Genomic DNA, 4,125 nt, shown 5'->3' with positions numbered 1-4,125 from the left:
ATTATTGGGATATAAAACTCCTCAAGAAGTATTTTTAGAAGAAGTTAGGCAGTTAGTGGATTTACAAACTGTTCAATTTGATATTGCAATTTAAGCCTTCAAAAATTTTATAATCGAATTTTATATTATGTAAATTTTAACTCTTAACTGATAGCGAAAAAATAACTACTTAATACACACTTACCATGTCTAATTACATCTTCTGTCATAGTATCATTGAATGATTTTAACAATAACCCCACTTTTTAACAAAAAATTCTCATTTTATCTTTTTAAAATTATAGCAAGCATTAAACTTAGCTTAAATTTTCTTAGCAGCCATCCAAATACAAAAACACCATATCTATTGATTAAAAGCTTTGCATTCTTTTCTATTCTAAAATATAGAAAAAAGCTGCCTTTTCAAAATAAAAGGGAGCCTTTTCTTCTCTAGCTGTTCCAAAACGATCAATCAACGGATATAACTTACTATGCCAGTCCGGCGCTTAGGTGCAACTTGCAAAGCAGTACTAGTATCCTTATAACCAAGTGTAACGGCAAAATAGGGCTGGTAGCTGTCTGGAATCCCTAATTCCTTTACTTCCGGTAATTCAAAAAAGAGGTTAACTACACCAAGCCAGCAGCTGCCTATTCCCAAGCTTTCCGCAGCCAGCAAAATATTTTCGATAGCTGCAGCGCAATCTACCAAAGGTGTGTAACGAATATCAGTACCAGCTAGCGGTAACGGCGAAGTAGCAGTCTTATCTCCAGAAACAATCACTACAGTCGGTGCATGATGAAATACATGATACTGCTCAGAAGCCCCCATTCTATTTGCCCAATCGTGTGAGGACAGAACCATCTGCTGTTTAATTTTTTTGTTCATTGATTCAATCAAAGCTTTGTTTTGAATGATGGTAAAATGCCATGGCTGGCAGTTGTGCCCGCTAGGTGCATAGGAAGCCGCTTCGATTATGGCGTTCAATTCTTCTTCTTTAATTTGCTTGGGTAGGTATCTTCTTACACTTCTCCTGCTTTTTATTACATCGAAAACTTGGTTCATATTGAGTCCTCCTTATTGCCGGTGGTCAAATACCAAAACCGGATCGTAAACTATACAAAAGGATCTTGGCACTCTGTCGGAACTTTGCCAAACTGAGAAAAATACTATCTCAATACCTTTTTATTATTATAGCACTATTGCTACAGTTGTAATTACATTAAAATTGGTAAACGGAACAACTATAATAACTCATAATTATCACCATTTTATTTATAAAAATAATCCTCAAACCGAAGCTTCCAATACAAATGAAACAATTTTAACAGCAATGATAACTTTTTTCATCTATGCTATAAAATTTTATTTAACGCAGTCCGCCCGTTTTTCTGAACATAAAAAAGCTACCAGTTCAATAACTGGCAGCTTTTTTGTTAAATTTATTAAATACCTTCTCCATCCATTCCTGTAAAACCTTGGAAACGATGTTTTTCCGTCCGTTCAACTTGCACTACTCGTCCTGATTTTATTATTACTACAATATTACCGTATTCCAAATCACTAAACTCTTGCTGGATTTTCCGACATACAGGAGCATAATCTATAAGCGCTGCTTTTGCAGCATATTGATCATATTTGGCAATATCGGCCAGCCGAATTTTTTCGTTCCGTTCTACTTGAATCAGACAAGAATTCTGTACTATCAAAGTAATTTCGCCATGGAAAACTTCTCGCAATAATTTTTTAATAATCTTCATGGCACTGCTATTTATTTTTGATAATGCCGCTGCGTTTTTGCCATTTACCATCTTATTCTCTCCAATTGAACTGATCATATATTATAAATAAGATATGATCAGGCTAATACGAGTAATTATAATAAATTATGCATATTTTGTCAATATTCTAGAGCTCATTCTACGATAAATCCACGTATGCAAATTTAGCTTTTTGCATAAAAAAACTATCCAATAAAATGAATGTTTTACAATAATACAAAGCATATTTTTACTTAAAAAAATATATTAATATACAACATTTACGATTTGTAATATTTATACATTTAGCATGTGTTATAAGCAGTAACACATTGACAGTTTTAAAATGTAATGCTATTCTATATATGATTATTTTCGGGCTAATTAGAAAACTAAAGGCCAGGAAATCAGATGTATTTTTCCGTCTGTTTTCCTGACCTTTTTTTACTTATAGCTTATATAACATCAGGAGGAAGAATCATGAAAATAACTGTTAATGGGGAAGAAACTGTCCTAGAGAAAGCTGTCAATATTGAGGAATTACTTGTTATTACACACGCAGAAACACCAGAATATGTTACGGTCCAAGTCAACGATGAATTTATCGACCGCAATGATTTTGCAACTACATTAGTAAATGATGGTGATTCAGTCGAATATCTTTATTTCATGGGTGGTGGCCAATTATGAATCTCACCAATGAACAAATGCAACGTTATTCACGCCATATTATCTTAAAAGAAATAGGCGGTAAAGGACAAAAGAAATTATTGTCATCAAAGGTGCTCATTATCGGTACAGGCGGTCTTGGTGCTCCTGCAGCCATGTTTTTAGCTGCGGCAGGTATTGGCAATATAGGTCTAGTTGATTTTGATACTGTAGAACTTTCCAATTTACAGCGCCAGATAATCCATTTTACCCGTGATGTTGATAAACCCAAAGTCCAATCAGGCAAAGAAACGATCAACGAAATGAACCCGGATGTGGACGTAACTACATATGAAGAAATAATAAATTCCAGTAATATTACTGATATTATTAAAGATAAAGATTACGATTTTATCATTGATGCTACGGACAATTTTCCTGCTAAGTTTCTAATTAATGATGCCTGCGTCTTTTTACAAAAACCTTTTTCACATGCTGGTATCATCCGTTTCAAGGGACAGACTATGACTTACCTGCCCGGCCACGGACCATGTTACCGTTGCGTATTTCAGACTCCGCCCCCTCCTGATGCTGTACCTACATGTAAGCAAGCAGGTGTTCTCGGTGTTATGGGCGGAGTAATCGGTACCATCCAGGCCACTGAAGCTATAAAATACGTTCTCGGCATCGGCAAACTGCTGAACGGTTACTTATTAACCTATGATGCCTTAAATATGGAATTTAGGAAAATAAAAATTCCCCATAACCCTAAATGCGGTGTCTGCGGTGATCATCCCACTATCACTAAACTGATAGATTATGATCAACCTCAATGTGAATTTAAAAGGTGAAATCATGATTATTTTAAAAAAAGCTCAATTAGAAAGTATTATCGACTATGCACGCAAAAATCTACCCGACGAAGCCTGCGGTCTTTTAGGCGGCTATATCAAAAATAATGAACGCACTGTTGAAAAAGTATTCTTTTTGACCAATACAGATCACAGTCCAGAACATTTTTCTATGGACCCTAAGGAACAGTTTGCTGCTGTCAAAGACATGCGCAAACATGGTTATGCGCTGCTTGGCAATTTTCACAGCCATCCGGCATCACCGGCAAGGCCGTCAGTTGAAGATAAAAGATTGGCCTTTGACCCATCAATTAGCTATTTGATTTTATCTTTAGCTGAAAAAGACCCCGTATTAAAAAGTTTTAAAATAGAAAATAAGAATTCCCAAGAGGAATCAATTACCATATTATAGGGGGAGAAGTTAGTGGGGAATGTTGATTACAAGGAACTTAAAAAAGGCGGTTTTATGCGCCAGATCCAAAAAGGTTATTTTTCTATGCGCCTTAAATCGGTCGGTGGCCATTTAACTACACAGCATCTACAAACAATCCAAAAAGTAGCAGACAAATATGGTCATGGCTATATTCATTTGACATCAAGACAAGGTGTAGAAATTCCTTTTATAAATATAAATAACATCGACCAAGTAAAACAAGAATTGGCAGCAGGTGGGGTACAAGTTGGTGTATGCGGCCCAAGAGTAAGGACAATAACTGCCTGCCAGGGAAATAGTATCTGTTCCTCTGGTCTTATCAATACAGTTGATGTAGCTGAAAATCTAGAAAAAAGATATGGGGGCTGTGAAATAACATCCCTATAAAAACAAAAGAGGATCTCTTGCTCGAATGAGCAGGCGATCCTCTTTTTGTGTTAAAATTTTACATAGCAC

The 4,125-nt window shown here is 35.7% G+C and carries 6 protein-coding genes; 4 read left to right on the top strand and 2 right to left on the bottom strand.

The genetic code is table 11. From position 1 onward, the window contains the following. Window positions 1-451: 451 nt before the first annotated feature. On the bottom strand, window positions 452-1,042 hold the full coding sequence (locus tag EDC37_RS12105; protein ID WP_132551713.1) for a nitroreductase family protein: 591 nt from the start codon (window positions 1,040-1,042) through the stop codon (window positions 452-454). Between the two features lie 380 nt (window positions 1,043-1,422). Next, on the bottom strand, window positions 1,423-1,788 hold the full coding sequence (locus EDC37_RS12335) for a YezD family protein (protein ID WP_165874522.1): 366 nt from the start codon (window positions 1,786-1,788) through the stop codon (window positions 1,423-1,425). A 429-nt stretch (window positions 1,789-2,217) separates the two neighbouring features. On the opposite strand from EDC37_RS12335, the gene thiS reads away from it, so the two are divergent. From thiS to EDC37_RS12080, 4 genes are read left to right on the top strand one after another with little or no spacing between them, the layout of a single operon-like run. Beyond that, the gene (gene thiS / locus EDC37_RS12095; protein WP_132551711.1) at window positions 2,218-2,427 is read left to right on the top strand and encodes a sulfur carrier protein ThiS; all 210 of its coding nucleotides are present in this window, start codon (window positions 2,218-2,220) and stop codon (window positions 2,425-2,427) included. Next, entirely contained in the window at window positions 2,424-3,236 is an 813-nt protein-coding gene (locus tag EDC37_RS12090; RefSeq protein ID WP_132551709.1) for a HesA/MoeB/ThiF family protein, read from the top strand. The genes thiS and EDC37_RS12090 overlap by 4 nt, the downstream gene beginning before the upstream one ends. A 4-nt stretch (window positions 3,237-3,240) precedes the next feature. Continuing rightward, the gene (locus tag EDC37_RS12085; protein ID WP_132551707.1) at window positions 3,241-3,648 is read left to right on the top strand and encodes a M67 family metallopeptidase; all 408 of its coding nucleotides are present in this window, start codon (window positions 3,241-3,243) and stop codon (window positions 3,646-3,648) included. Window positions 3,649-3,660: 12 nt separating this feature from the next. After that, entirely contained in the window at window positions 3,661-4,056 is a 396-nt protein-coding gene (locus EDC37_RS12080) for a hypothetical protein (protein WP_243642195.1), read from the top strand. The last annotated feature ends 69 nt before the right edge of the window (window positions 4,057-4,125 follow it).

The sequence above is a fragment of the Pectinatus cerevisiiphilus genome (assembly GCF_004341685.1).
GTDB classification, from domain to species: Bacteria; Bacillota; Negativicutes; order Selenomonadales; family Selenomonadaceae; genus Pectinatus; species Pectinatus cerevisiiphilus.
The sequence above is the reverse complement of the archived record's forward strand: the minus strand, read 5'-3'. Positions and strand labels throughout refer to the sequence as shown.